Origin of the sequence: Leifsonia sp. A12D58 (assembly GCF_047530025.1) — a bacterium.
In the GTDB taxonomy this organism is placed as follows: Bacteria; Actinomycetota; Actinomycetes; order Actinomycetales; family Microbacteriaceae; genus Cryobacterium.
In genome coordinates this window covers 989,251-1,016,005 of record NZ_JBLJAT010000001.1, presented here as the reverse complement: position 1 = coordinate 1,016,005, position 26,755 = coordinate 989,251, and the positions used below count along the sequence as shown (strand labels likewise).

The following is a 26,755-nucleotide window of genomic DNA, read 5'->3' as shown; positions in this document are numbered from 1 at the left end:
CTGTGTCGATACCAGCGCACGTGCGCACGTCGCGTTCTCGACCCGCTATCAGCTGCGTGAGGTTACCGGGATAACGGCAGAGACAATCGATCTCGGCGGAGCGATCGTCACCACGCCGCTTCGCACCGTCGTCGACCTCGCCAGAACGCTCGACGCGAGTGACGATGAGCTGGTGCCCGTGCTCGCCGCACTCCTTGTCTCGTGCACGACGCTGCAGGGCGACGCCGTCGAGCGGCATCCGCTTCTGCAGAGCGGTCGACAGTATGCAGCCCTGGCGCGTGGAAGAATCCAGCGCGCCAGGGCCCAGTTAGCGACCGGGGCCGCAGCGACCCGGGATCTAGCCGTCGCTTACCCGGTACACGTCATACACCGCATCGATGCGACGTACGGCATTCAGCACACGGTCGAGGTGGGTGGTGTCCCCCATCTCGAACACGAACCGGCTGAGCGCCAGGCGGTTGCTTGATGTGTTGACTGTTGCCGACAGGATGTTGACGTGGTGCTCAGACAGTACGCGTGTCACGTCAGACAGCAGCCCGGAGCGGTCAAGTGCTTCGATCTGGATCTGCACCATGAAGAGGCTCTTCGAGGTGGGCGCCCACTCGACGTCGATCATCCGCTCTGGCTCTTTCAGCAGCGACTCGACGTTGTGGCACGACGCCTGGTGCACTGACACGCCGGATCCGCGGGTGATGAAGCCCACGATCTTGTCGCCTGGCACCGGCGTGCAGCACCTCGCCAGCTTGACAAGGATGTCTGGGGCTCCACGTACAAGCACACCTGAATCGCTGTTGCGCAGCGTCTGTGTGCGCCCTCTCGGCGCGATGGGGATGTCAGCGCCCTCAGCCTCGTCGACGTTCTGTAATGTCGACACGACCTTCTCAAGCACCGACTGGGTCGAGACATGGCCCTCACCGACTGCGGCGTAGAGCGCAGACACGTCTTCGTACTTCATCAGCGCGGCGACTTCGGCGAATGAATCCTGGTTCATCAGCTTCTGCAACGGCAGGTTCTGCTTGCGCATCGCCCTGGCGATCGCGTCGCGACCCTGCTCGATCGCCTCGTCGCGGCGTTCCTTGGTGAACCACTGGCGAATCTTGTTGCGAGCCCTCGGGCTCTTGACGAAGTTCAGCCAGTCCTTGCTTGGACCAGAATCAGGGTTCTTCGACGTGAAGACCTCGACGACATCACCGGTGTTGAGCTCGCTCTCCAATGGAACGAGACGCCCGTTGACCTTGGACCCCATGGTGCGATGCCCAACCTCGGTGTGCACTGCGTATGCGAAGTCCACGGGGGTTGCGCCGGCCGGAAGACCAATGACCCGCCCCTTCGGGGTGAACACGTAGACCTCTTTGGCGCCGATCTCATAGCGCAGCGAATCGAGGAACTCGTTGGGGTCGCTGGTCTCTGCCTGCCAGTCGGAGATGTGTGCGAGCCACGCCATGTCGGTGTCGCTCTTCGGGCCAAGGCCACTTGACTTGCCGTTGACCTGCTCCTTGTACTTCCAGTGAGCCGCCACACCGAACTCGGCGCGCTGATGCATCTCCTGGGTACGAATCTGGATTTCAACGGGACGACCGCTCGGGCCGAGCACCGTCGTGTGCAGCGACTGGTACAGGTTGAATTTCGGGGTGGCGATGTAGTCCTTGAAGCGGCCGGGCAGCGGCGTCCACCTGGCGTGAATGGCGCCAAGGACCGCGTAGCAGTCCCGCACCGAGTTCACCAGCACACGGATGCCGACCAGGTCGTAGATCTCGTCGAACTCACGACCCCGCAGAACCATCTTCTGGTAGATCGAGTAGTACTGCTTCGGGCGTCCGGCTACCTTGCCACGGATGCGTGAGGCCTTGAGGTCGTCGTTGATCGCGTCGATGACCTGCTGCACGAATTCTTCGCGCTGCGGGGTGCGCTGTTTGACCAGGCTCTCGATCTCGGCGTACAGCTTGGGATACAGCACCGCGAATGAGAGGTCTTCGAGCTCCCATTTGATGGCCTGGATACCCAGCCTGTGCGCGAGCGGAGCATAGATCTCGAGCGTCTCTGTCGCCTTGCGGGCCGCTGACTCCGCCGGGACAAAGCCCCAGGTGCGAGCGTTGTGCAGCCTGTCGGCCAGCTTGATGATGAGTACCCGGATGTCTTTGGACATCGCGACGATCATCTTGCGAACGGTCTCAGCCTGGGTGCTATCCCCGTACTTGACCTTGTCGAGCTTGGTGACGCCGTCGACCAGCATCGCGATCTCATCACCGAAGTCGGCGCGCAGCTGGTCAAGCGTGTACGCCGTGTCTTCGACGGTGTCGTGCAGCAGGGCAGCAGCGATGGTCTTCGGGCCGATACCGAGATCGGCCAGGATCTGGGCTACCGCGATCGGGTGCGTGATGTAGGGCTCGCCGCTGCGACGCTTCTGACCGCTGTGGGCGCTCTCTGCCGCGGTGTATGCCCGTTCGATGATCCCCAGGTCAGCCTTGGGATGATGCATCCTGACTGTCTTGAGTAATGTGTCGACAGCTCCGGCCGGCTGAGCCCTCGAGAAAATGCGCGGTACGAGACGGCGCAGCGAGGCAGCAGACGGGACAGAAGTTTCCGTCATGATCCACCTTCGTTCTTGTTGGCCCCCACCATACGAATACTGACGCCGAAAGAGGCGTCAGCTACCCAATCATTCAATTATCGCTGTTGTCCCTGATAGTCAGCCCGCCAGAGGCGAGCCAGGCCTCCATGCCGCCCTCGACGTTCTTCGCGTTGTACTCCGCGCGAACGAGTGCGTCTGTCACCAGCCGAGACCGTCCGCCCGAGTGACAGATCACCAGGACGAGCTGGTCCTCAGGGATCTCACTCTGCCTGGCGCCCAGCTCAGCCATCGGGATGTGGTGGGCCTCGGCCACGTGGCCGTCTGCCCACTCGTAGCCCTCACGCACGTCGAGAAGCCAGGCGTCGCCCGCCCCAACGAGACGGATGGCATCCACCGCATCGACTGCCGTTGGACCGGCAGCCGACGCATCGTGAAACGAACTCATACGCCAGCTTCCACGGCGCTGCCTGTGGTTGCCTTCGCACGGGCAGCGAGGATCTTCTTGTCGCGCTTGCGGATCTCAGGCTCGCCCTCACGCAGCTGGGCGTAGAGCGGCGACGCGATGAAGATCGTCGAGTATGCACCGACGAGCATGCCGATCAGCAGTGCGAGAGAGATGTCCCGCAGCGTGCCAGCACCGAGTACGAATGCACCGATGAAGAGAATCGAGGCGACCGGAAGCGCGGCAACGACCGAGGTGTTGATCGAGCGGACGAGGGTCTGGTTGACCGCAAGGTTCACCGATTCAGCGAATGTGCGTCGTTCCAGGCCTTCTGCGCTGGTATTCTCACGGATCTTGTCGAAGACCACCACGGTGTCATAGAGCGAGTAGCCGAGAATCGTCAAGAAGCCGATGACCGCAGCAGGCGTGATCTCGAAGCCCGTGATTCCGTAGAATCCAGCGGTGATGATGAGGTCGTGTACCAGAGCGATCATTGCGGCCAACGCCATCTTCCAGGTGCGGAAGTACAGCGCCATCACAACAGCAGCCAGGGCCAGGAAGATCAACAGACCTCGGATTGCCTGACCGGTGATGTCAGCACCCCACGACGGGCCGATGAACGAGGAGGTCACCTGATCTTCGGGAACCCCGTATGCCTCGGCAAGGGCTACGCCCACCGCGCGAGTCTCTTCACCTGTCATCTGGTCTGTCTGAACGCGGATGGCCGAGTCGCTGACGGTGGTCACCTTGGCGACGGCCGTCGGAACGACGCTGGTGACAGCATCGTTGGCGATCGACTGGTCCTGGCTCGTCACCTCCGAGACGACGAATTCCGAGCCGCCGGTGAACTCGATGCCGAAGACGAAACCGCCGCGAAGCAACGGGCCGACGATGGCGATCAAGATCATGATGCCGGCGACGAGGTACCAGGTCTTACGTCGACCGACGATGTTGTATGAGCGCTTGCCGGTGTGCAGGTCGTTACCGAACTGGGCGAAACTAGCCATTAGGAATCCTTCCCCTTGTTCGGCGCATCAGTGTTGTTCGGCGCATCAGTGCTTGCAGGCTTGGAGCTGCTGGATCCGGCGAGTTCGGCTGCCTTACGTTCTGCAATCGTCTGCCTCTTTGCGGCCTCACGACTGGCGGACGCCGCCTTCGTCGGGGAGACCGCGGCCGACGGAGCGAACTGCGCACGGCCGCGGTACACCGCGCCGAGTGCTCGGGGGTCGAGACCACTCAGTTTGTGGCCCTCGTTGAAGAACTTCGTGTTCGACAGCAGCTGCAATATGGGGTGAGTGAACAACATCACGACGGCAACGTCGACGATGGTCGTCAGTCCCAGCGTGAGAGCGAAGCCCTTCACGTTTCCGACCGCAACGATGAACAGCACGGCGGCAGCCAGGAAGTTTACGGTGTCCGAGGCCAGGATCGTTCGAATCGCGCGCTTCCAGCCGGCTTCGACTGATGACACCAGCCCGCGCCCGTCGCGCAACTCGTCACGTACACGTTCGAAGTACACGATGAACGAGTCGGCGGTAATACCGATGGCGACGATTAGACCGGCGACACCGGCCAGCGACAGTCGGTAGCCTTCCCGCCACGACAGGATCGTGATGAGTAAGTAGGTGATCACAGCCGCAACCGCAAGCGAGGCGACGGTCACGAGACCCAGCAGCCGGTATTGCAGGAGTGAATAGATGACAACGAGGATCAGACCGATGAGGCCGGCGATCAATCCGCTGGTCAGCTGGGTGGAACCCAGCGTCGCAGAGATGGTGTCCTGGCTCTGCACAACGAAGCTGAGCGGCAGCGCACCGAACTTCAGCTGGTCGGCGAGGGCCTTCGAGGAATCCTGATCGAACGAACCGGTGATCTGTGGTTCGCCATTGGTGATGACCGCCAGTGTGCGCGGCGCCGAGATGACCTTGCCGTCAAGAACGATCGCGAACTGGTTCTGTACGCCGGTCAGACCGCTGAGGCGCGTGGTGACCTCAGCGAACTGCTTGGTTCCGGTGCTGTCGAAGACGATGTTGACTGCCCACTCGCCGGTGGTTGCACCGCTCGAGGTCGTGACCTGTCCGTTTGTCGCGTCTTTGATGTTCTCGCCGCTGACTTCGACAGGGCCGAGGATGTACTTGACCGAACCATCGGCTTCACAAGTGACGAGCGGCTCATTTGCCGGGGCGACCTGCGAGGTGTCAAGGGTGCTGCAGTCGAGAGCGTCGTACTCGGCCTGTAGGGCAGGCGTGACGTAGTTCAGGTCGCTGGCATCGGTGGGGCTGACAGTCGGCGTGCTTTCAAGGCTCGGATCGACGGGTGCTGCCGGTGTCGGCGTTGCTGTTCCATCAGCACCAACGGCGGAGTTCGACGGCTGTCCAGCGACGAGGACGGGCCGGAACTCAAGCTTCGCCGATGATTCAATGCGGTTGATCGTCTCTTCATCAGGCGTGCCTGGGATAGACACAACGATGTTCTTGCCACCCTGGGTGTTGATCTCGGCCTCAGAGACACCGGAGGAGTCAACACGCTGACGGATGATCGAGACTGCCTGGTTGAGCTGCTCAGACGAAACTGTCTGACCTGACTCGAGCTTGGGCGCCAGGATGATCTGGGTACCGCCCTCGAGGTCGAGCGCGAGCTTCGGAGTCCATGAACCACTACCGGTCATCACGCCAACGGCGTTGATTGCGAACAGACCGACGATGATCACGCCCAGCCAGCTCAGGGAACGCCAGGCCTTTTTGACCGGGGTCGACGACTTTGCCACCTTGAACTCAGCTTTCTATGCTCGTGCCCGCGCTCTATTGCGCGGGCACGGGAGAGGGATTAGTTACGCGTCGCCCTTTTTGGGTTCGTCACCTGAAACGTCGCCAGAGACGTCGTTGTTACGCTCGCCGAACTCCGGCTCATTCAACGAAGAAGTGCTGTCAAGGCTGGTTACTGCGTCAGCTGACTCTTCGTCATCGGCAACGGGCTCGACAACGCGAGCGATCGTCTGGCGGTGAATCTCAACGATGGTGCCCGGTGCGATTTCAAGCGCAACCTTGTTCTCTTCTTCATCGATCGAGACGATGGTTCCGAAGAGGCCGAAGTTCGTCATGACCTTGGCTCCGGCGACCATCTTCGACTGCAGCGAAGCGGTGTCTTTCTGGCGCTTGCGGCTGTTGCGGAACATGAAGAAAACGAGCAACGCCAGTACGGCGAGCATGATGAGTGTCAACGGATCCATAAAACTGTAAAACCTTCCGAATTGCGGTGCGACTTCCGCGGTGCGTGAGCGCGGAACCGTGCGAACCAGCTTGAATTATAAGTCATCAAGGGTGAGTCCAAGCTGCGGATTGCGAAGGCCCATGTGCTGCCAGGCCCGCGGAGTCGCCACTCGTCCTCGAGGTGTACGCGTGAGGAAGCCTATCCGTACCAGGAAGGGCTCAACGACCGCTTCGATCGTCTCGGGCTCCTCACCCACAGAAACAGCCAGAGTATTCAGGCCAACTGGCCCTCCCCCAAAACGGGTCAAGATCGTATTCATGACTTCGCGGTCGAGCCGATCGAGGCCGACCTCATCGACGTCGTACAGTTCGAGAGCTGCATGAACCGCCGCAATATCGGGGTCTCCACCGTGGACCAGGGCGTAGTCGCGCACACGGCGCAACAACCGGTTCGCGATACGCGGTGTGCCACGGCAGCGACCGGCAATCTCGGCCAGTGCTTCGCTGTCGACGGGAAGGCCAAGGAGCATCGCAGCGCGAGCCAGTACTTCGGCAAGTTCGTCGTCTGAGTAGAACTCCAGGTGGGCAGTGAAACCGAATCTGTCGCGCAATGGGTTTGGAAGCAGTCCAGACCTCGTCGTAGCCCCCACCAGGGTGAACGGCGCGAGGTCGAGCGGAATCGACGTTGCGCCGGCACCCTTACCGACCATGATGTCGATACGGAAGTCTTCCATTGCCAGGTACAGCATCTCTTCGGCCGAGCGAGCCATCCGGTGAATCTCATCAATAAAGAGCACCTCACCGGGAACGAGCGACGACAAGACAGCGGCCAGGTCGCCTGCATGTTGGATCGCCGGACCGCTCGACATCCGGAGAGGCCGGTTGCCTTCGTGCGCCACGATCATGGCCAGCGTTGTCTTTCCGAGACCGGGAGGCCCAGCAAGCAGGATGTGGTCTGGCGTTCGCTGCTGCATCGTTGCCGCGGTCAGCAGCAACTGCAGTTGACCCCTCACCTTGTGCTGGCCGACGAACTCATCGAGGCTCTGCGGACGAAGAGCGCCTTCAAAGGCAAGCTCAACATCTCCGTCGACGGCTGGGTTCGTCAGTTCGATGCTCGGGTCGTCGCTCATGATGAAGCACCGCGCGTCGCTGCGGCGGCCGATGCCGTCGACTGCCTGGCCGGGCCAAGCTTGGCCAGCGCCAGACGCAGGATGGTGCCGACGACGATGGGCTCGTCTCCCCCGGTCTCTGCCAAAATCTCATCGACGGCCTCAGCAGCAACCCGCTCCGACCAACCCAGGCCGATCAGTGCAGCCTGCACGCCAGCGGATACAGCGGCTGCGTTGCCCCCTGTGGCTCCACCAGGCGTTCCGGGTACGGCCGCTGGAGCCGCAAGCGCGATCGCGTTCAACTTGCCGGCGAGCGAGAGCACGATCAGCTTGGCCGTCTTCGGGCCGATGCCGCTAACCTTGCGGAACGCGCTGTCGTCGTCAACGGTGACGGCGTGTGCGATCTGCAACGGAGTAAGGGCAGCCAGTACCCCTAGTGCCGACTTGGGACCGACGCCGGTGACGCCGGTAAGCAGCTCGAACACTGCGAGTTCGTCGGCAGAGTTGAAGCCATAGAGCGTCAGGGAATCTTCTCGGACGACGAGTGTGGTTGACAGTCGCGCTTCGGCACCCACGCGCACAGAAAACGCCGTCGCCGGGGTCACCTGAAGCGCCAGTCCGACTCCCCCAACCTCAATGACGATCGTTGAACCGAGGGCGGAGAGGACAAGACCACGAACTGAAGAAATCACCTCTTCAGACTACGGGGAGCCACCGACGCTGCCGCGCCACGCTCAGCGGCGAGCCATGCTTTCTGGGCCGGCGTCTGTGCGCCGGTTCCCCGAGCCGCCGCACTGCCAGCTCCTGACACCACGCCAGATACCGAGGTTGTCGGCAGGGCGCCGCCTGCCGCCCCCGTGCGCCAGGCATGACAGATCGCCAACGCCAGTGCGTCAGCGGCATCCGCAGGCTTCGGGATCTCTGCCAGCCCAAGGATGCGGGCAACCATCGTACCGACCTGCTTCTTGTCGGCGGAGCCATAGCCGGTGATCGCGGCCTTGACCTCGCTCGGCGTGTGGAGTGTGACGGGCAGGCTGCGCCGGGCTGCGAGCAGCATCGCGACGCCACTGATCTGGGCTACACCCATGACCGTGCTCACGTTCTGCTGGGCGAAAACACGCTCCAGTGCAACGAACTGTGGCTTGTGGCGATCGAGGAGTTCCTCGAGACCGTCACCGATCGACAACAAACGCTGCTCGAGTGGCATGTCAGGCGTTGTGCGGAGCACCGTCACGTCGACGAGCCGAGCGGAGCGATTGCCTGAGACGTCGACAATGCCGACGCCGCAGCGCGTCAGCCCGGGGTCGATGCCGAGCACCCGGACCGACATGCGGTTGCTACTCCTCGTCAGCCTGAAGTTCGGCCTGAACCTCTGGCGTGATGTCGTAGTTGCTGTAGATGTTCTGCACGTCGTCAAGGTCTTCGAGTGCATCGATCAGGCGAAACACCTTGCGAGCGGTCTCAACGTCGACCTCGACCTTGAGCGACGGTACGAATGCGGCGTCGGCCGAGTCATAGTCGATGCCGGCATCCTGTAGCGCGGTGCGGGTGGCAACCAGGTCGCCGGGCTCACAGAACACATCGAAGGTCTCGCCCTCGTCGACGACCTCTTCTGCGCCGGCGTCGAGAACTGCCATCAGAACGTCGTCTTCAGTGACGTTCTCGGTGTGCGGAACGACAACGATCCCCTTGCGGTGGAAGTTGTACGCCACACTGCCTGGATCTGCCATGGTGCCACCGTTGCGGCTCATGGTCGTGCGAACTTCGGCTGCAGCCCGGTTCTTGTTGTCGGTCAGACACTCGATCATGATGGCGACGCCGTTCGCTGCGTAGCCCTCGTACATGATGTTCATGTAGTCGACGGACTCGCCACTGAGGCCGGCGCCGCGCTTGACCGCGCGATCGATGTTGTCGTTCGGAACAGAAGTCTTCTTGGCCTTCTGGATGGCGTCCACCAGCGTGGGGTTACCAGAGAGGTCGGCGCCGCCCATTTTGGCTGCGACTTCGATGTTCTTGATCAGTTTGGCGAAAGCCTTGGCCCGACGAGAGTCGGTGATTGCCTTTTTGTGCTTAGTAGTCGCCCATTTGGAATGCCCGGACATGAATCTCCCGTTGTGTCGCTCTCATAGTGCTGCTGCCTAGCCATTCTAGTTCAGGCCGGCAGTTGCAACCTTTGTCAAAAAGTACTCGTGAATACGGTATTCGCCCGTAATTTCGGGGTGGAAAGACGTCCCGAGCAGATTTCCCTGCTCAACGGCCACGCAACGACCATCCGCCACAGAGGCCAGAGCGGTTGCCGCAGGCCCGACAGTCTCGACGATGGGGGCACGAATGAAGACCGCGTGGACTGGCTCTTCACCGACCGCGGGGATGTCGAGATCAGTCTCGAACGATGCGGTCTGCGAGCCGAACGCATTGCGGCGTACAGCGATGTCGAGGCCGCCGAGGCTTTGCTGGCCTGCGATGCCGTCGATCACCGTGTCGGCAAGCATGATTAGTCCCGCGCAGGTGCCGTACACCGGAAGCCCGCCGCGAATGGCGGCCTTCAACGGTTCGGCGAGCCCGAAGGTGCGCGACAGCTTGTCCATCACGCTGGATTCGCCGCCCGGAATCACCAAGCCGCTGACGCGGGCCAATTCTTCCGGGCGACGTACGAACTCGACCTCTGCGCCGAGCGACCGAAGCACCTGTGCGTGCTCACGAAAATCGCCTTGCAGGGCGAGAACTCCAACGATCATCTGTTGTGTATTACCAGCCGCGCTCTGAGAGGCGGTGCGGGGCGGCGAGGTCTGACACGTTGATGCCGACCATTGCCTCTCCGAGTCCGCGCGAGACCTCAGCGATAACGCTGGGGTCGTCGTAGAAGGTGACAGCCTTGACGACCGCGGCCGCGCGCTGTGCCGGGTTGCCCGACTTGAAGATGCCAGAGCCAACGAACACGCCGTCTGCACCGAGCTGCATCATCATTGCTGCGTCGGCAGGTGTTGCGACGCCACCGGCGGTGAATAGCACGACGGGAAGCTTGCCGGTCGCAGCGATCTCAACAACGAGCTCGTACGGGGCCTGCAGTTCCTTCGCTGCGACGTACAGTTCGTCCTTGCTCAGCGCGGCGAGGGCTGCGACCTCACCCTTGATCTTGCGGATGTGCTTGGTCGCCTCTGAGACGTCACCGGTACCGGCTTCACCCTTCGAGCGAATCATCGCCGCACCTTCGTTGATGCGGCGCAGTGCCTCACCCAGGTTCGTCGCGCCACAGACAAAGGGAACCGTGAAGTTCCACTTGTCGATGTGGTTCACGTAGTCGGCCGGGCTCAGCACCTCTGACTCGTCGATGTAGTCAACCTCGAGGGCCTGCAGAACCTGCGCCTCGACGAAGTGGCCGATACGGGCCTTGGCCATAACTGGGATCGATACCTCGGCCTGAATCGCCGCAATCAGGTCGGGGTCGCTCATACGGGCAACGCCGCCCTGTGAGCGGATGTCGGCCGGAACGCGCTCGAGTGCCATAACGGCAACGGCGCCGGCGTCTTCTGCGATACGTGCTTGCTCTGCGGTGACGACGTCCATGATGACGCCGCCCTTCAGCATCTCAGCCAGGCCGCGCTTGACGCGGCTGGAGCCAAACTGCTCTGCGGGAGTGGTCTCAGTCATACGTGGATTCTATTCCTTGCGTGATGGTGCATCAGGTACCGCAGGGCTCCAGCGGCCAGTACGGCGTTGAGTGAGAAAACTTAGTCGGTGTCACTGGGCCAGGCGTCGGCGATCTCTTGCCTGACGTCGCCGAGCAGACGCGGAAGCGCCTTCGTGCCAGCGATGATCGGGAAGAAGTTCGCGTCGAGCGCCCAGCGCGGAACGATGTGCTGGTGCAGGTGCTCTGCGATTCCCGCCCCTGCAATCCGGCCCTGATTCATGCCGAGATTGAAGCCATCGCAGTGCGACACCTCTTTCAACACCCGCATCGCCGTCTGGGTGAGGCTACCAATTTCGGCAACCTCTTCCGGTGTCGCCAGGTCATATGTCGCAACATGACGGTACGGGCAGACCAGGAGGTGGCCACTGTTGTACGGGAACAGGTTCAACAGTACGTATGCGTGCTTTCCCCTGGCAACGATCAGTGCCTTCTCGTCATCCATTCCCGGGGCGAGGCAGAACGGGCAGTCATCGGGGTGCGGCTGCTGCCCGTCCTGGATGTAGACCAGGCGGTGCGGAGTCCAGAGGCGCTGGAAGGCATCAGGAACAGCGGCGAACTCTGACGAGTTCTCCACTTCGACGCCTGCGGCGTCCTCTGGGAAGTTCGCACTCACGTTAGACCTGACCCTGTGTCGTCACCTGCGCACGAGACTCGATGGACGCGAGGATGCGAGCAATCGCGTCATCGACCGGCACACCGTTCTCTTGCGTGCCATCGCGGAACCTGAAGCTGACAGCGTTGTTGGCGCGGTCCTCTTCGCCCACGATGAGCTGGAATGGCACCTTGGCCTTGGTGTGGTTGCGGATCTTCTTCTGCATGCGGTCGTCAGAATTGTCGACCTCTGCACGCACACCGGCGGCCTTGAGCTTTCCGATGACCTCGTCAAGGAACGGTCCGAACTGCTCGCTGATCGGGATGCCGACGACCTGCACAGGAGCGAGCCAGACGGGGAATGCACCGGCGTAGTGCTCGGTGATCACAGCGAAGAACCGCTCGATCGAGCCGAACAGTGCACGGTGGATCATCACGGGACGCTGCTTGGTTCCGTCAGACGCTGTGTATTCGAGGTCAAAGCGCTCAGGCAGGTTGAAGTCGAGCTGGATCGTCGACATCTGCCAGGTGCGACCGATGGCGTCGCGTGCCTGCACCGAGATCTTGGGGCCGTAAAAGGCGGCTCCTCCTGGGTCTGCAACGAGTTCGAGACCGGATGCCGCCGCAACCTCGGCCAGCGTCGCCGTCGCTTCTTCCCACGCGTCGTCAGAACCGACGAACTTCTTCGGGTCCTTGGTCGACAGCTCGAGGTAGTAATCGTTCAGGCCGTAGTCGGCGAGCAGCTGAAGCACGAAGTTGAGGGTGCTTGTGAGCTCCTCTTTCATGCCCTCGCGGGTCGTGTAGATGTGAGCGTCGTCCTGCGTCATGCCGCGCACACGGGTGAGTCCGTGTACAACGCCGGACTTCTCGTAGCGGTAGACACTGCCGAATTCGAACAGGCGCATCGGCAGATCGCGGTAGCTGCGGCCGCTTGAACGGAAGACGAGGTTGTGGAACGGGCAGTTCATCGGCTTGAGGTAGTAGTCGACGCCCTGACGGGTGACGTGTCCGTCAGCGTCGCGCTCCTCGTCGAGGTGCATGGGCGGGAACATGCCGTCTGAATACCAGTCGAGGTGCCCAGAGGTTTCGAACAGGTTCGACTTGGTGATGTGTGGCGTGTAGACGAAGTCGTATCCGGCCTCGGTGTGACGCTTACGCGAGTAGTTCTCCATCTCCTGACGGATGATGCCGCCCTTGGGGTGGAACACCGCGAGACCTGAACCGATCTCCTCGGGGAAGCTGAACAGGTCGAGCTCTGCACCGAGCTTGCGATGGTCGCGCTTCGCTGCCTCTTCCATGCGCGCCTGGTATGCGCGCAACTCGTCCTTGGTCGGCCATGCCGTGCCGTAGACGCGCTGCAGCTGCGGGTTCTTCTCAGAACCGCGCCAGTACGCGGCGGCCAGGCGGGTGAGCGAGTAGCCGTTGCCGATCATGCGGGTGTTCGGCAGGTGCGGGCCCCGGCAGAGGTCCTTCCAGACCGTCTCGCCCGTCTTCGGGTCGACGTTGTCGTAAATGGTGAGCTCTGCGCCACCGACCTCGACTGACTCGTTGTCTTCGGTCTCGGATGCTGCTCCACCCTTCAGGCCGATCAGCTCAAGTTTGTATGGCTCATTCGCGAGCTCAGCGCGGGCCTCGTCGTCGGTGACGACACGGCGCACGAAACGCTGGCCAGAGCGGATGATGCGGTCCATCGACTTCTCGATGGCCTTCAGGTCTTCTGGCGTGAATGGCTGCTCGACATCGAAGTCGTAGTAGAAACCGTCGGTGACGGGCGGGCCGATGCCGAGCTTGGCTTCTGGGTTGATCGTTTGCACGGCCTGCGCGAGCACGTGGGCTGCAGAGTGGCGCAAAATGTTCAAACCATCGGGCGAATCGATGGTGACCGGCTCGACGACATCCGTCGTAGTTATCGTTGTTGCGAGATCCTTGAGCTCGCCGTTGACGCGCATTGCGACAACAGATCGATCAGTGAATAGCTCAAAGCCGTCAGCCACGTAATAACTCCCTGTTTTGGTGTACCCGTTAACTTTAGTGGGAGAACTTTACGGGGACTCAGCATCTGCAGTGACAGCGGCGGTGTTGCGTACGAAAATCACTAGCCAGGTGAAGATGAGAGCCGCTGAGATCAACTCGAAAGCTGTCAGGTTGTAATAGCCGACGGGAAAAAACATCACCGCGGCGATGATGATCGCGGCAAGAAAGCCGTAGCTCAGAACGAAGAACGTTTCTGGATAGCCAGGCACGAGCTTTCGCAGGCCGATCATCAATGCAAAGAACACCACGACCATGCCAGAGGCAGCAATGTTGTGAATGAGCAGGATTTCGTCAACGGGCACGAGCCCGACGAAAGCCAACATGATGCCGATCGTGACGAGCGCCCACTTCACCACGCTGATATGCGCGGTTGCCTCGCCCCGTTGCTGCGCCGTCCACCGCATCAGGTCGTTGGTGAGGTAGTCGGCGAGGATCGTGATCGTCGCGCCGGCGATGGTCAGTGTCGCGTTGAAGGCGAAGCCGGATATATCAGTTGTCGTGCCGAGACTGCTGAAGTTGGCGTGCCACCAATCCGGATCGCTCGCCGTTGTCATGCTCAGCAGCACTCCGCTGCTGAGGAACACCGCGAGCAGGCTCGACATCTTGTACGCGGTCATCGACGACGCCGAGAGGTACAGGAAATAGCCGCAGGCTGCTCCGGCCACGCCAACAAGCACCATCCCGGTCAGGGCATCGACCTCAAGCCCCAGAAAGGCGTCCTGCAGAGTCGAGAACAGAACCAGGCACAGCATCGCGAAGACGGCGACGTGAGTGAACGTGAGTGCGGCTGTATCCCAGGCGAATCGCAGGAGTCGCAGTTTCACGCCTGTCGTCGCTGCGTTGCGGCTCCTGGTGTCATATGCGCTCAGCACGTAGGCTGCGGCGCCGACAACCGACCCCGCGAGGATGGCAAGCACTCCGACCGACAAGTCTTTCCACAGCGGCAGGGTGATCCCGCGCATCACGATCAGAGCGGTGAGCGCCGAGAGAATGAAGGCGCCTGCGGCCACCATGATGGCCCGGGATTCGATTCGCGTGGCATGCGTGTGGACGGTGGAACGAACGGTTGCCGGCGTCGACGTGAGCACATCCGTGACACTAGCGCTGCCCCCGGCGAAAGCCGAGGGCAGCGCAAAATATTTAGCCGGCAGAATTATTCGGTTGGCTGCGGGAAGCGGCGACGTAACTGGTCGCGACCCTGCTGGGCAGCGCGACGAACGTCCTTGTCGGGATCGCGCAAACGCGCTTCAAGGGCCGGGAGGTCTTCTTCGCGGCCGCACGCACCGAGAGCGTGGGCGGCAGCGGCACGAACACGTGCTGATTCATCAGTGAGGAGGGTCACCAGCGACGACGCGACATTGAGTTCGCGTTCCTGGCTCACTCTGGCGGCCATTTCGCGTACACGCCACGCCTGGTTCTCCAGGCCGGCCTTCACTGCGGTTCCGGCTGAAGGGTCCCACACATGCAGCAGCGCACGCATCCCCCAGAGCTCAGGCCAGTACAGGGCGGGAGCACCGTCGAGCAGCCCCTGGGCGTGGCGACCCCCGACATAGAGGAGGAAGTCTTCTCCGGCCATTGCGCCCTCTGTGAGGGCGACTGCGCGGGACAGGACGCCGGCTTCGGTATATCTGGCCACCGCCGCATCCAGTCGCTCGGCAAGCGGAAGATCGACGGGGACGGTGGGCTGTGACTCTGATTCGGCGCGCATAACCTCTCAAGGCTACCGTGCTGCACTGGCCAGATGCTGGCAACGCCACATGCGCCGTGTGCGCTTGTATCAGGAGGATTCTGCTAGGCACAGTAGACAGCGTGTATTTATTCGAAATGAGAGTGCGCTAGCATCAAGCCGACAACGGCAATCCCCACCCGCTGATGACACAGAGTCGCCGTCTACGAGATTGGAATACACACCGTTGCCTGACACGTCTACGCGTCCGATGCGCGTTCTTATCGGAACAGATACTTTTGCACCAGATATCAACGGTGCCGCGCGCTTTGCCCGCAACCTCGCCGTTCGGCTGTCGCGCCGCGGGCACTCGGTGCACGTCGTCGCGCCGTCAACGAATCTCTCGAGTAGCACCGCGACCGAACTGCTCGATGGCGAGCTGATCACGGTTCACCGCCTACGGAGCGTCCGCTGGCTCCTGCACGACTGGATCCGCTTTCCCCCTCCATGGGAGATCGCCAAAGCCGTGTGTAGTGTTCTCGACGAAATCGAGCCGGATGTCGTTCACATCCAGTCGTTCATCAATATCGGGCGCTCACTCAGCATCGCGGCGCGGGCCAGGCATATTCCGTTGGTCGCAACCAACCACGTCATGCCGGATAACATCATCGAGTACAGCGGACTCCCCCGCCAACTCCACCCACCACTGACGCGGTTTGGCTGGAATCTGGCATCCTCTGTGCTTGGCGAGGCAGACATCGTCACCAGCCCCACCCCGATCGCTGCCAACTACCTCGCGAAGAACACGACGGTCGGCTCTGTGATCCCCCTCTCGTGCGGTGTTGACCTCAGCCGATTCGCCCCTCACTTCACCAGGCCACCGGGAAACCGGGTGCTCTACGTTGGCCGGCTTGACGCCGAAAAGCGCCTGGACACGCTCTTGCAGGCTTTCGCGCAGGTGTCAGTCGCCCTCGATGCCCACCTCGACATCGTCGGCGGCGGCACCGAATTGCGCCGTCTTGAAAAACTTGCCGATTCGCTGGGCATCGCCGACCGAGTGCAGTTCCACGGCCGAGTGACTGATGCCCAGATCGACGAGCTCTACACGCAAGCGTCGCTCTTCGCGATGCCGTCGACAGCCGAACTGCAGAGCATCGCCACCCTTGAGGCGATGGCCAGTGGCGTGCCCGTGGTACTGGCGGATGCCATGGCACTGCCACATCTCATCGACAGAGGACTGAACGGCATCCTTGTGCCGCCACGGAACCCCGCTGAGCTCGCACACGCCATCGAGACGATTCTGACGCTCCCCGACGAGGCATACACCGCCATGAGGCGTCACTCATACGAACACTCCCTCACCCACGACAGCACAGCGATCACCAAGCGCTATGAAGAGCTCTATCGGGACGCCAGGGCGAAGACGCACGAACGAGCCGGAGCGCTGTCCGCGATCAGCACAGCATAAACACGAACCCCCGGCACGCTGCCGGACCCACAGCCGCCACCTCTGGCCATCCCGCGCTATCCGACCTACCATCGGCATAAACGCGCCACCAACGTCGAGGAGGACACGTGGACGGCTCTGGTATCACCGAAGCGCCCAAGCGCCCCGAGCGCCCTAAGCGCACTACGCATCCCAAGCGTCCCAAAGGCACCCCGATGCTGATGGTGCTGATGATCATAGTTGTGCTCCCCTCCGTACTGCTCGCCGATGCCTGGGGGGCAGGCGCAGCCGGGATCATCGGCGGGCTGACAGGCATGTTCTCGCTGGTGGCATTCATGGGCGGCCCGCTCAGAGCCGACCTCCGCATCACCGCGGTGATGGGGCCGCTGCTGGTCTTCGCAGCGGCAGTCCCGCGCCTGGTGGCCGAGGCCTCGCGCCCCGCGGCGATCGCGCTCGTGGTGATCCTCACCTTCGTGGCTGCGCTGCTTCCGCTGCTCGGTTCACGCTTCGGTAACGCCGGACTGGGGCTGGGGATGACCACGATGTTCGGCTACGGTTACGCACCTATGGGCGGCGCAGACCACCAGCAGGTGTTCGCAGCCGCCATTGCGGGCGTCGTCGTAGCGCTCCTGTTGCGCATCCTGATGGGAATCTCTGATCCCTCCAAGCCGACAAGAGAGCAGATAGCCGAGATACTCGTCGCCGACGATCCAAGCGCCGCGACCGCCACCGCGTTCGGCACCTGGCTCAGCGACGGCCGGCAGCGCTGGCTCGCCGACGCGCTCGAAGGGGCATCCCGCTATCGCCTGGCCCTGCACACCGCAGAGTTGGCGAACGCTGGCGGCACCGCAGACGCCGCCGAGCTGAGAGGGCGGGCTCACGAGCTCGCCGAGGAGCTAAAGGCCAAGCCCAGGCGGGACATGCCCGCCAGTGCCTCGTTGATTGCGTCGGCCCCCAGCACCGAGGCACCGTTCACCGATACAACACGCGCCCTGGACGCCGTCGAACGAGCAATGCTGGAGCACGACACCACCCCAGTTCAGCTTGATCGCCACCGGCGCCACCGACTCCAGGACGCGGTGCTCCACCCGTCTGCCAGGCTGCAGTCCATCCAGGTCAGGCACGCGCTCCGCACCGCGCTCGCTGTTCTACTGATGCTGCTGATCACCTCAGGTCTGGAGCGGGGTGACCCGCTGGTCTCCACCACGCTGCTGACCACGTTCAGCATCCTCCAGACCAGCTTGAGTGACACCGCGACTAAGTCGAGAAACAAGATTATCGGACTGGTCTCCGGCTCACTTGCTGTCGCGGTGATCCTGCTGGTAGTGCCGTCCACCTACCTCACAGCCATAGCCGTCGTCGCCCTGTGCCTGGGGTTGTGGTACATCGTCACCCGCCCGGCCCTGGGCGGCGCATTCATGGTCATTGTCAGCGTCGGCTTCAACTCCGTGACCCGCGATCTGAACGCGGTCAACCTCCTGGTGCAGTATGTGGGGCTCACTGTGTGCGCGGTGTTGGTAGGAGTTGTACTGGGTTTCACAGTGATCCCCGGCTTTCGACCCGCGCCGCTACGGCGACGTATCGAGAAGGCGACAGAGGCAACAGAAGCCGCGCTCCGTGCCTCTTCGAACGGCACGGGTCAACTGCCACCTGAGCAAATCGCCCTGCTCAGGGACGCCACACGGATGCAGGACGAGCTGGTACCTGACCGCGATCGCCTCGACGACAGGCAGCTCGACGAGCTCGACAAGCTGCGCACCGGGTTGCGCGACCTGACAGCCCTGGCCGACGGCACAGAGCTGACCCGCGATGATCTTGACCAGATCATCCAGGCGCTGAACCCGGACGACCTGACGGGCAATAGCGAGCAGGGCACCGCGCCAGAGACTTCCGGCGCGGCGTCATCGACGCTGTGGGACCTGGCCAGGCAGGTTGGCTCTGCCAAGCAGCATCTGCTCCAGACGCTGCCAGACCGCCAGGCGAATTAAACGAAGAAGCCCGCCAGATCTCCCTGGCGGGCTTCTTCGTGAAACTAATTTTTGAATCTGAGCGGATGACGAGATTCGAACTCGCGACCCTAACCTTGGCAAGGTTATGCGCTACCACTGCGCCACATCCGCAGAAAAATTCTCGGAGGAATTTCTCGAGTTCAAGCTGGTCGTGCATGCACAATTCACGTGACCAACTTAAACAAACAAAACCCCCGGTTTCTCGGGGGTTTTACTGTGGGCGATACTGGGATCGAACCAGTGACCTCTTCCGTGTCAGGGAAGCGCGCTACCGCTGCGCCAATCGCCCATATCTTGTGAACTAGTTCTCAAGAATTGAGGTGGATACGGGATTCGAACCCGTGTATACGGCTTTGCAGGCCGCTGCCTCGCCTCTCGGCCAATCCACCATTTTGGGTTCTGCACCAAATGAAGAGAACCGCCCCTTTCGAGGCGATTCTGTTCCATTCGAGCGGATGACGAGATTCGAACTCGCGACCCTCACCTTGGCAAGGTGATGCGCTACCACTGCGCCACATCCGCACTTTGTTTTGTTTTTGTTTACCGCATCTCTGCGACGTAGAAGACTTTATACCGAAGCGGGCGTGGAAACCAAATTGAAGAACTGAGCGGCGTTTCGCGCCTGCCGATGTGCGCCGCGTTCCGCCCGTGGACTAGTATCGTAAATCGCGGTTGAACATAGTTCGACTGCATGGGCGATTGGCGCAGTTGGTAGCGCGCTTCGTTCACACCGAAGAGGTCATCGGTTCGAGTCCGGTATCGCCCACAACAAAACCCCCGGTTATCCCGGGGGTTTTTTGTTTCTACGCACTGGATCAGGGCTGCGTCGACGACGTGGGTCGACGACGTGGATCGTGCGCTGAGGTGCATACGCTCGCCCTGTTTTCCGAACACGCTCAGGATCTCAACCTGGCCAGCGCCCGACAAACCGAACCAGTACGGGTTGCTCAAACGACGATCGCCGGGCTGGTCACTCTGCGTGCCAGCCCGGCGATTGTCGGCGTGAATTGCGCTCGCGCTACTGCGCGCTGCAGTTCGCCTTGGCCTCAGCAGCCGCGTCCTGCACAGCAGCAACGGTGGCGGTGAGCTGAGGGTCTGCCTCGGCGTCGTCTTCAGTCGCATCCGCAGCCGGCACTGGAGCTGCCGCGACGTAGTCGGCAGCCGCGCTGAGTTCTGCAGAGAACTCGGTGAACGCCTTGTCTGCAGCCGAGTCGTCAACGGATCCGACAAGGGCGTCTGCGCGTGCAGCCAGTTCGCCCAAGTAGCCTGCGGTTGCCGCCTGATCTGTCGTGATGTCGCCCGCGAGTGTGTTGAGGGCGCCGTTGGTGATGTCGCGCACCTCGTTGCACACGTTCACGGCAGTCGAGGTATCTGTGGATGCGGCGTCGGCAGTACATCCGGTGAATGCAACTGCAGCGCCAAGGGCTATGGCTGCGACTGTGACCATACGGGTCGACTTCATTTCTGTGGTTCTCCTTGAGTGCGTGCAAGCGTGACGGAACGCGTCGTGCCGGATCCGGCAGGTGAGCACGCCAAACGGCGGTCGCCTCAACGCGTACGGCCCCAGATCGTGGCGCCTCGGTCGCTTGCGGCTGTCAAGTCTACGCGGGGTTGCGTACCGGATCAGCGAGCGCTGGAGCCGGCGCCACAACCCTTCGACGTTCGTACTGAACGATTCCCCACACGATAAGCGTCTGGGCAGCGATGTATGTGCCCATGATCAAGAATTGCACCACCGGTATGCCCGGATCCAGGAAGAGGTTGATGGCCAGGATCGAGTCGGAGGCCACGAAGAACGCCCCGCCAAGCGCGATCCAGCGGTTGCAGCGAGACGCGACTGCCGCCATCCCGCACAGTACTGTGCCGTAGATAACGACCGGGATCGCCAAATCGCCGGTGTTCGGCACCAGCAGCACGAGCAGTACAACGAGCCAGACCGCGTAGCCCATGGCCCACCATTGCATCCGGCGCACAGCCAGTTGGGTGACGAACAGCACCAGATAGGCAATGTGCGCGATGAGGAAGCACGCCAGCCCGATAACGAACCAGACGAGCGTGACGTCTCCCGCCCACGAGAAGAACAGGGCAACGACCCCGAGCACGATCACGCGGGAGCGACGAATCGGCGCTGCCCAGACAAGCCCGATTGCCAACGCAGGCATGAGCAACGGCTTGGTCCAGACCACGACATCGTCCAGAGACAGCAGAATCGCGACCAGGTGAACCGCGCTGGCCACCATGAGTGGCAGAAACGCGACAACGGATGACGGTCGGACTGTTGTGCGGGAATGTGGCACGATACTCACTTCGCTGTGGGACAGATGTCCCACTCACTGTACTGAGACTCCCCCACGTTGCACGACGTTTCGGTGCCCAATCGCGGCTGGCAATGACATCCGCTGTCGTATGGGAGCACAGAGACGCGGAACGCCGCCCCGAACCCTGTTCGATGGCGGCGCCCGCGGTGCGTCCTGTGCCTACTCGTTGAACGGCTAGTCCTGCCGAAACACTGATCGTCGATTGCGACGAATCGCGATCATGACCAGGCCAAGCACAAGAAGCACGAGTCCGCCAGCTGCGGCGCCGGATCCGATCGGATCGACTCCTGTTGATGCCAATGCCCCGCTCTGGCTGGAAACCGGAGTTGGCGCTGATGCTGCGGGTGCGGGACTCTGGGTGGGTGCTGGGGACGGGGTCGGGAGCACGACCGGTGCCTGCGCAACCGTGACGGAGAACGAAACCGTCCGGCCCGACGCCGCACCCACAGCGATGATCGTGTGGTTGCCTGGGTCGACAACAGGCGTCGTGAACGTGAATGAACCGCTTCCTGTAGCGTTCATCGTCGCGGAGCCCAGCCGAATCGGGTCGGAGTGCAGCGTAAGATCCACACTCTCGTTCGGCGCAAAACCGGTCAGCTGTAGCGTGACCTCGCCGCCCACAACCAACTCGGAATTGTCAAGGACGAGATCGGGCGTGCGCGCTGCGACCGTGAGCGCCACACCAGCGGATGTAGATGCCAGGTACGAGTCGTCACCGTCGTAGGTCGCCGTGAGCTTCGCTGTGCCCACTGAGAGGCCGGCGAGCACCACACGTGAACTGCCTGCATCCAATACCGCGCGACCCAGAGCTGCGCCCGTGCCGTCACGAAGAGTGACGGCACCCGTGGGCGCGGTGCCACTCGCGCCATGGGCACCGACCACCGAGATGGTGACTACGGCATCAGCACCCTCCCATACGCTGGTTCGATCAAGCACAACGGTTGTCGTGGTCTGGGCCTTGCTAGTCGTCGCGCTGCCACTCACAGCCAGCGAGAGCGTGGATGGCACTGCAACTGACGCGGTGAACTGCACGTCACCGACGGCGCGCACACCGAGGTCGAGAGACGCGAGGCCATTGGTGTCAACGGGCGCTGAACCGAGTGACGCACCACCGGCATCCGTGAAAGCAACGGATGCCGTGATCGGCTGGCCATCGGCGCGAGCGAGGGTTGCGTTGAGTGACGCCGTGGCCCCATACGACACGAGGGCTGGAACCGACGCAAGAGTCACGTCAGTGATCACAGACACATTCCCGTTCCCGGCGTTCGGCACGTAGAGGGTGCCACCGGCGCGGGAATCTTCGATTCCCCAGAATGCCAGGTCGCCCACTGCGACCATCCGCACTGGGTGCTGTGCGTCGACCACCGCCGGTATCACAGAGACGAATGAGGTCGTTGTGCCGTTCACCTGAGAAACGACGAGAGTGCTACCGTCGGCTCGGACGCTAGCCGACAGGGGCAGAACGAACGCGCCGGACGTGTCAGAGGCATCGGTCGCCAGTGCCTCTGTACGGTTCGGGGCCGCGATGCTCCCGCCGACTGTCGGAGTGAACCAGGAGACGGAATTCGAATCAGGGGTAACGATGACCACATCTCCCGTTGCCGCGTCCACCGAGATTCCAGTTGGCGCATCATCGACGGCAAACGTGCCGTTCACCGCGGCCGGACTCGCCGACACATCGATAGATGTGATCGTGCTCGTTCGCTCGCTTGCGATGTAAAGCACGCCTCGTGTCGCATCCAGCGCCGTCGTCGCCTCCGCCGTCGCGAGCCCAGTGAGCGTCTGCACGACCGCCAGTTTCGTCGGCCCTCCCACCGGCAACAGCACAGACACGGTTCCGTCGTCGAGGCTCGTGACGTATGCACGGCCATCGGCGCCAACGTCGATCTTCTGAGCGTTGAAACCGACGGACACCGTCGGTGGAGTCGATGCGGTGTAGTCGGCGTCTGGGTCAACGATCGAGACCACCGATGCGCTGGCTGTTGGAGCTGTCTGCACGACATAGACAGACCCGTCAACGGACGATACTGCGGCGTCCATCGCGGTGGCGCCAGCCGGGCCGCCGAGCACAACACTGCGCACCGAGTTCGTGTCCAGCTCGACAATCGCGAGGCTCGGGTCATTGTCTGCAGTGGAATCCGCCAGGTACAGGCGGTTGGTCTGCGGGTCAACGGTACCGCCCTGCAACGAATATCCGTTGCCGGTCTGGCCATGCACAGCGACGCGCCCCACGACGGCAGTAGTCGTCGCGGTGGCGGGAAGGGCTGACGGGGCTGCCTGCGCACTCGGCGACGGAAGAGCCACGGCAACCAGAGGCAGGGCGAGCAGCGCCACCACCCCAGCGCCGCCAAACGTGGAACGGGAGCCCCGGATTGAACGCGGGCGGGGGCGGAGGGCAGGCGTAGTGCGGCGGTGCATCCAGTAACCTTTTTCAGTTCGTAACAACCTGTAGCGAGTCGCTACGAATCCACACGCTAGCAGCGCTCGGGAGGGGAACTCTGCGAAACCGCAGCATGCGTTGACCCCACTTTGCGGGCTAGAACACGTCAAGAAAGAAGCTGCCAACTCCCCCTCAACCCCCCAAGCATGGGCCAGGCGGTCAAGACAGCTTCTTTTGCAATGTAACGTCGTAGGGTGAAATCTTCAGCCCGCACTTCCCAGACCGCCCGAGTCATTACATTGGCAGTCGCAGGCGCCGTAGGTGGCTTCTTGTTCGGCTTTGACTCTTCGGTTGTGAACGGAGCTGTCGATGCGCTCCAAGGCCAGTTTGAGCTCTCCCAAGCGCTCACCGGCTTCGCCGTCGCCAGCGCCCTCATCGGCTGCGCCATCGGCGCCTATGCCGCAGGGCGTCTCGCTGACAGGTGGGGTCGCATCCCCACGATGCTCGTCGGCGCTGCACTCTTCTTGCTGAGCGCGTTCGGCACCGGACTTGCCTTCTCGGTGTGGGATCTCATCATCTGGCGCATCGTCGGCGGCCTGGGAATCGGGATCGCATCGGTGATCGCTCCCGCATACATCGCCGAGATTTCACCCCGCAAGATGCGCGGACGCCTCGGATCACTCCAGCAACTCGCGATCACGATCGGCATCTTCGCCGCGTTACTGTCTGATTCGATTTTCGCCAACGCAGCGGATGGCGCCGCGAACGTACTCTGGCTCGGCCTTGAGGCATGGCGATGGATGTTCCTCGCCAGTGCAGTTCCCGCAATCGTGTACGGCGTGATCGCACTGCTACTGCCCGAGTCTCCTCGCTACCTGATGCAGAACGGCAAGGAAGAGAAGGCGCGCGCCATCATGGCGACGATCGTCCCCGCCGACGAGCTTGAACGCCAGACGCGTGACATTCAGGACAGCATCGCTGCTGACAAGCTCGCCAAGACAAGCGGTAGCCTGCGCGGCCGTGCATTCGGCCTGAAGCCCATCGTGTGGATCGGCATCGCCCTGTCGATGTTCCAGCAGTTCGTGGGCATCAACGTCATCTTCTACTACTCGACAACGCTGTGGAAGTCAGTCGGTTTCGACGAAAGTAACTCCTTCACGATCTCTGTCGTTACGTCGGTCACCAACATTGCGGTGACACTCGTCGCTATCGCGCTCGTCGACAGGGTCGGTCGCCGTCCCATCCTGCTGTTCGGTTCCGCCGGCATGGCCGTATCCCTCGCCGTGATGGCAATCGCCTTCTCACAGGCCGTCACGGTCGATGGTGAGCCCTCCCTCACGGGGGCATGGGGACCGATTGCGCTCATCGCCGCGAACCTGTTCGTCATCTCGTTCGGCGCCTCATGGGGCCCTGTCGTCTGGGTGCTTCTCGGCGAAATTTTCCCGAACGCGATCAGGGCGCGCGCGCTCGGCCTGGCGGCATCCGCTCAGTGGATTGCAAACTTCTTGATCACCGTCTCGTTCCCACCTCTGGCCGAACTCTCCTTGGTGCTCACCTATGGCATGTACGCCGTGTTCGCAGCGCTCTCCTTCATCTTCGTGTTCCGTCTCGTACCAGAAACCAACGGCATGTCACTTGAACAGGCCGAAACGCTCTTCGTCTCGAAAAAGAAGAAGGGCACCGCTCCCTCCACCCCCGTGGAAGAGGGAGTCGGGGTCTAACACGCAAGCGGATGCTGTTGCGCACCACCTGAGGCGAAACCGACCGAAACTGCCTATCCCCTCGGCGGGCTTGTCGATGTAGCGTCGGAACGTGGCCACATCAGCGAACAACTCGCATACCGCGCGAGTCATCGCGCTTGCCGTCGCGGGAGCCGTCGGCGGCTTCCTCTTCGGATTCGATTCATCAGTCGTCAACGGGGCCGTCGACGCCCTCTCAGGTGAGTTCGACCTCTCGGAAGGTCTCACCGGGTTTGCGGTTGCCAGCGCACTCATCGGTTGCGCAATCGGCGCATACCTCGGGGGGCGCATTTCGGACCGGTGGGGGCGGATCCCGACAATGGTCGTCGGGGCAGTCCTCTTCCTGGTCAGCAGCTTTGGCACTGGACTGGCGTTCTCGGTCTGGGACCTGATTTTCTGGCGTGTCATCGGCGGCCTCGGCATTGGCATCGCGTCGGTGATCGCGCCCGCCTATATCGCTGAGATCTCCCCACGAAAGATGCGCGGCCGGCTGGGTTCTCTGCAGCAGCTCGCCATCACCGTCGGAATCTTCGCTGCGCTGCTCTCCGATGCGCTCTTCGCTGGAGCGGCGGGTGGGGCTTCGAACGAACTGTGGCTCGGTCTCGAAGCGTGGCGTTGGATGTTCCTGGCCGCAGCCGTTCCGGCCGTCGTCTATGGAGCGATCGCGCTACTCCTGCCCGAGTCGCCCCGTTACCTCATCCAGAAGGGTAAAGACGATCGAGCCAGAGACATCCTGGCGACCATCGTCCCCGCCGATGAGCTTGATCGATCACTGCGGGATATACAGGAAAGCATCAAGATCGACCAGCGCGCCCTCAAACCAGGCAGCCTGCGCGGACCGGCATTCGGGCTGAAGCCCATTGTCTGGGTGGGCATCGCGCTCTCGATGTTCCAACAGTTCGTCGGCATCAACGTCATCTTCTATTACTCGACAACCCTGTGGCAGTCTGTCGGATTCGACGAGAGCAATTCGTTCACGATTTCGGTCTATACGGCGGTGACCAACATCCTGGTCACCCTCGTCGCCATCGCTCTGGTTGACAGGGTCGGTCGTCGCCCCATCCTGTTGTTCGGCTCCGCCGGAATGGCCGTGACGCTCGCGGTTATGGCGATTGCGTTCTCGCAGGCCGTCACAGTGGACGGCGCTCCCTCGCTCACCGGAATCTGGGGCCCGATCGCCCTCATCGCCGCGAACCTGTTTGTCATCTCGTTCGGAGCCTCGTGGGGACCCGTAGTCTGGGTGCTGCTCGGCGAGATCTTCCCGAATTCGATCAGGGCACGTGCGCTCGGCCTGGCAGCATCCGCTCAGTGGATTGCGAACTTCCTCATCACCGTGTCGTTCCCACCGCTCGCGGCCTTCTCCCTGGTCTTCACGTACGGCATGTATGCCGTATTCGCCGCGCTATCGTTCATCTTCGTGTTCCGAGTGGTGCCGGAAACGAACGGTATGTCTCTCGAGGAGGCCGATACGCTCTTTGTCAATAAGAAGAAGCCAGGTGCAGACAAAGGGCGGTGAGGATGCGTGATGTGTGTGACACATCCGCTTGC

22 protein-coding genes and 5 tRNA genes are annotated in these 26,755 nt (G+C 62.1%); 5 read left to right on the top strand and 22 right to left on the bottom strand.

Features of this window, described 5'->3' with window-relative positions; genetic code table 11:
* Positions 1-337: 337 nt before the first annotated feature.
* The 15 genes from ACMT3I_RS04965 to ACMT3I_RS04895 all read right to left on the bottom strand — a co-directional run bounded on the left by ACMT3I_RS04965 (position 338) and on the right by ACMT3I_RS04895 (position 15,356).
* Complete coding sequence (locus tag ACMT3I_RS04965; RefSeq protein ID WP_414803318.1) at positions 338-2,590, bottom strand: RelA/SpoT family protein; 2,253 nt, start codon at positions 2,588-2,590, stop codon at positions 338-340.
* A 73-nt stretch (positions 2,591-2,663) separates the two neighbouring features.
* A complete protein-coding gene (locus tag ACMT3I_RS04960) occupies positions 2,664-3,017 on the bottom strand; it encodes a rhodanese-like domain-containing protein (RefSeq protein ID WP_414803317.1) in 354 nt (117 codons plus the stop codon).
* A complete protein-coding gene (secF, locus tag ACMT3I_RS04955) occupies positions 3,014-4,021 on the bottom strand; it encodes a protein translocase subunit SecF (protein ID WP_414803316.1) in 1,008 nt (335 codons plus the stop codon). The genes ACMT3I_RS04960 and secF overlap by 4 nt, the downstream gene beginning before the upstream one ends.
* The gene (gene secD, locus ACMT3I_RS04950; RefSeq protein ID WP_414803315.1) at positions 4,021-5,781 is read right to left on the bottom strand and encodes a protein translocase subunit SecD; all 1,761 of its coding nucleotides are present in this window, start codon (positions 5,779-5,781) and stop codon (positions 4,021-4,023) included. The genes secF and secD overlap by 1 nt, the downstream gene beginning before the upstream one ends.
* 63 nt (positions 5,782-5,844) lie before the next feature.
* On the bottom strand, positions 5,845-6,243 hold the full coding sequence (yajC, locus tag ACMT3I_RS04945) for a preprotein translocase subunit YajC (protein WP_414803314.1): 399 nt from the start codon (positions 6,241-6,243) through the stop codon (positions 5,845-5,847).
* Between the two features lie 75 nt (positions 6,244-6,318).
* Entirely contained in the window at positions 6,319-7,353 is a 1,035-nt protein-coding gene (gene ruvB, locus ACMT3I_RS04940) for a Holliday junction branch migration DNA helicase RuvB (RefSeq protein ID WP_414803313.1), read from the bottom strand.
* Positions 7,350-8,024 carry a Holliday junction branch migration protein RuvA gene (gene ruvA / locus ACMT3I_RS04935; RefSeq protein WP_414803312.1) on the bottom strand — a complete coding sequence of 225 codons (675 nt, stop codon included), beginning with the start codon at positions 8,022-8,024 and terminating at the stop codon, positions 7,350-7,352. Before ruvA ends, ruvB begins: the two co-directional genes overlap by 4 nt.
* Positions 8,021-8,662 (bottom strand): crossover junction endodeoxyribonuclease RuvC, encoded by a 642-nt coding sequence (gene ruvC / locus ACMT3I_RS04930; RefSeq protein ID WP_414803311.1) that lies wholly within the window; start codon positions 8,660-8,662, stop codon positions 8,021-8,023. Before ruvC ends, ruvA begins: the two co-directional genes overlap by 4 nt.
* 7 nt (positions 8,663-8,669) lie before the next feature.
* The gene (locus ACMT3I_RS04925) at positions 8,670-9,434 is read right to left on the bottom strand and encodes a YebC/PmpR family DNA-binding transcriptional regulator (RefSeq protein WP_414803310.1); all 765 of its coding nucleotides are present in this window, start codon (positions 9,432-9,434) and stop codon (positions 8,670-8,672) included.
* Positions 9,435-9,479: 45 nt separating this feature from the next.
* Entirely contained in the window at positions 9,480-10,070 is a 591-nt protein-coding gene (gene pdxT / locus ACMT3I_RS04920) for a pyridoxal 5'-phosphate synthase glutaminase subunit PdxT (RefSeq protein ID WP_414803309.1), read from the bottom strand.
* A 10-nt stretch (positions 10,071-10,080) separates the two neighbouring features.
* Positions 10,081-10,983, bottom strand: a complete 903-nt coding sequence (gene pdxS, locus ACMT3I_RS04915) for a pyridoxal 5'-phosphate synthase lyase subunit PdxS (protein ID WP_414803308.1) — start codon at positions 10,981-10,983, stop codon at positions 10,081-10,083.
* An 80-nt stretch (positions 10,984-11,063) separates the two neighbouring features.
* Positions 11,064-11,636, bottom strand: coding sequence for an HIT family protein (locus ACMT3I_RS04910; protein WP_414803307.1), 573 nt, complete (start codon positions 11,634-11,636; stop codon positions 11,064-11,066).
* Position 11,637: 1 nt separating this feature from the next.
* Positions 11,638-13,563, bottom strand: coding sequence for a threonine--tRNA ligase (gene thrS, locus ACMT3I_RS04905; RefSeq protein WP_414803530.1), 1,926 nt, complete (start codon positions 13,561-13,563; stop codon positions 11,638-11,640).
* Between the two features lie 93 nt (positions 13,564-13,656).
* Positions 13,657-14,736, bottom strand: a complete 1,080-nt coding sequence (locus ACMT3I_RS04900; RefSeq protein WP_414803306.1) for a hypothetical protein — start codon at positions 14,734-14,736, stop codon at positions 13,657-13,659.
* A gap of 65 nt (positions 14,737-14,801) precedes the next feature.
* Positions 14,802-15,356 (bottom strand): HEAT repeat domain-containing protein, encoded by a 555-nt coding sequence (locus ACMT3I_RS04895; RefSeq protein WP_414803305.1) that lies wholly within the window; start codon positions 15,354-15,356, stop codon positions 14,802-14,804.
* Between the two features lie 205 nt (positions 15,357-15,561).
* On the opposite strand from ACMT3I_RS04895, the gene ACMT3I_RS04890 reads away from it, so the two are divergent.
* Positions 15,562-16,782 (top strand): glycosyltransferase, encoded by a 1,221-nt coding sequence (locus ACMT3I_RS04890; protein WP_414803304.1) that lies wholly within the window; start codon positions 15,562-15,564, stop codon positions 16,780-16,782.
* 107 nt (positions 16,783-16,889) lie between these two features.
* A complete protein-coding gene (locus ACMT3I_RS04885; RefSeq protein WP_414803303.1) occupies positions 16,890-18,749 on the top strand; it encodes an FUSC family protein in 1,860 nt (619 codons plus the stop codon).
* A gap of 60 nt (positions 18,750-18,809) precedes the next feature.
* Here ACMT3I_RS04885 and ACMT3I_RS04880 read toward each other — a convergent pair.
* The 4 genes from ACMT3I_RS04880 to ACMT3I_RS04865 form a co-directional block, all read right to left on the bottom strand.
* Positions 18,810-18,881 (bottom strand) — tRNA-Gly (locus tag ACMT3I_RS04880).
* A 106-nt stretch (positions 18,882-18,987) separates the two neighbouring features.
* Positions 18,988-19,059, bottom strand: a tRNA-Val gene (locus tag ACMT3I_RS04875).
* Between the two features lie 29 nt (positions 19,060-19,088).
* Positions 19,089-19,159, bottom strand: a tRNA-Cys gene (locus ACMT3I_RS04870).
* A gap of 61 nt (positions 19,160-19,220) precedes the next feature.
* Positions 19,221-19,292: transfer RNA gene (locus ACMT3I_RS04865), tRNA-Gly, on the bottom strand.
* A 171-nt stretch (positions 19,293-19,463) separates the two neighbouring features.
* Here ACMT3I_RS04865 and ACMT3I_RS04860 point away from each other — a divergent pair.
* Positions 19,464-19,536: transfer RNA gene (locus ACMT3I_RS04860), tRNA-Val, on the top strand.
* 252 nt (positions 19,537-19,788) lie between these two features.
* Here ACMT3I_RS04860 and ACMT3I_RS04855 read toward each other — a convergent pair.
* The 3 genes from ACMT3I_RS04855 to ACMT3I_RS04845 form a co-directional block, all read right to left on the bottom strand.
* A complete protein-coding gene (locus ACMT3I_RS04855) occupies positions 19,789-20,232 on the bottom strand; it encodes a hypothetical protein (protein ID WP_414803302.1) in 444 nt (147 codons plus the stop codon).
* A gap of 139 nt (positions 20,233-20,371) precedes the next feature.
* Positions 20,372-21,067, bottom strand: a complete 696-nt coding sequence (locus ACMT3I_RS04850) for a lysoplasmalogenase (RefSeq protein ID WP_414803301.1) — start codon at positions 21,065-21,067, stop codon at positions 20,372-20,374.
* Between the two features lie 195 nt (positions 21,068-21,262).
* Entirely contained in the window at positions 21,263-23,506 is a 2,244-nt protein-coding gene (locus tag ACMT3I_RS04845) for an Ig-like domain repeat protein (protein WP_414803300.1), read from the bottom strand.
* Between the two features lie 216 nt (positions 23,507-23,722).
* Between ACMT3I_RS04845 and ACMT3I_RS04840 the strand changes: the two genes are divergently transcribed.
* Positions 23,723-25,189, top strand: a complete 1,467-nt coding sequence (locus ACMT3I_RS04840) for a sugar porter family MFS transporter (protein ID WP_414803299.1) — start codon at positions 23,723-23,725, stop codon at positions 25,187-25,189.
* 91 nt (positions 25,190-25,280) lie between these two features.
* Positions 25,281-26,723, top strand: a complete 1,443-nt coding sequence (locus ACMT3I_RS04835; RefSeq protein WP_414803298.1) for a sugar porter family MFS transporter — start codon at positions 25,281-25,283, stop codon at positions 26,721-26,723.
* Positions 26,724-26,755: the final 32 nt, after the last annotated feature.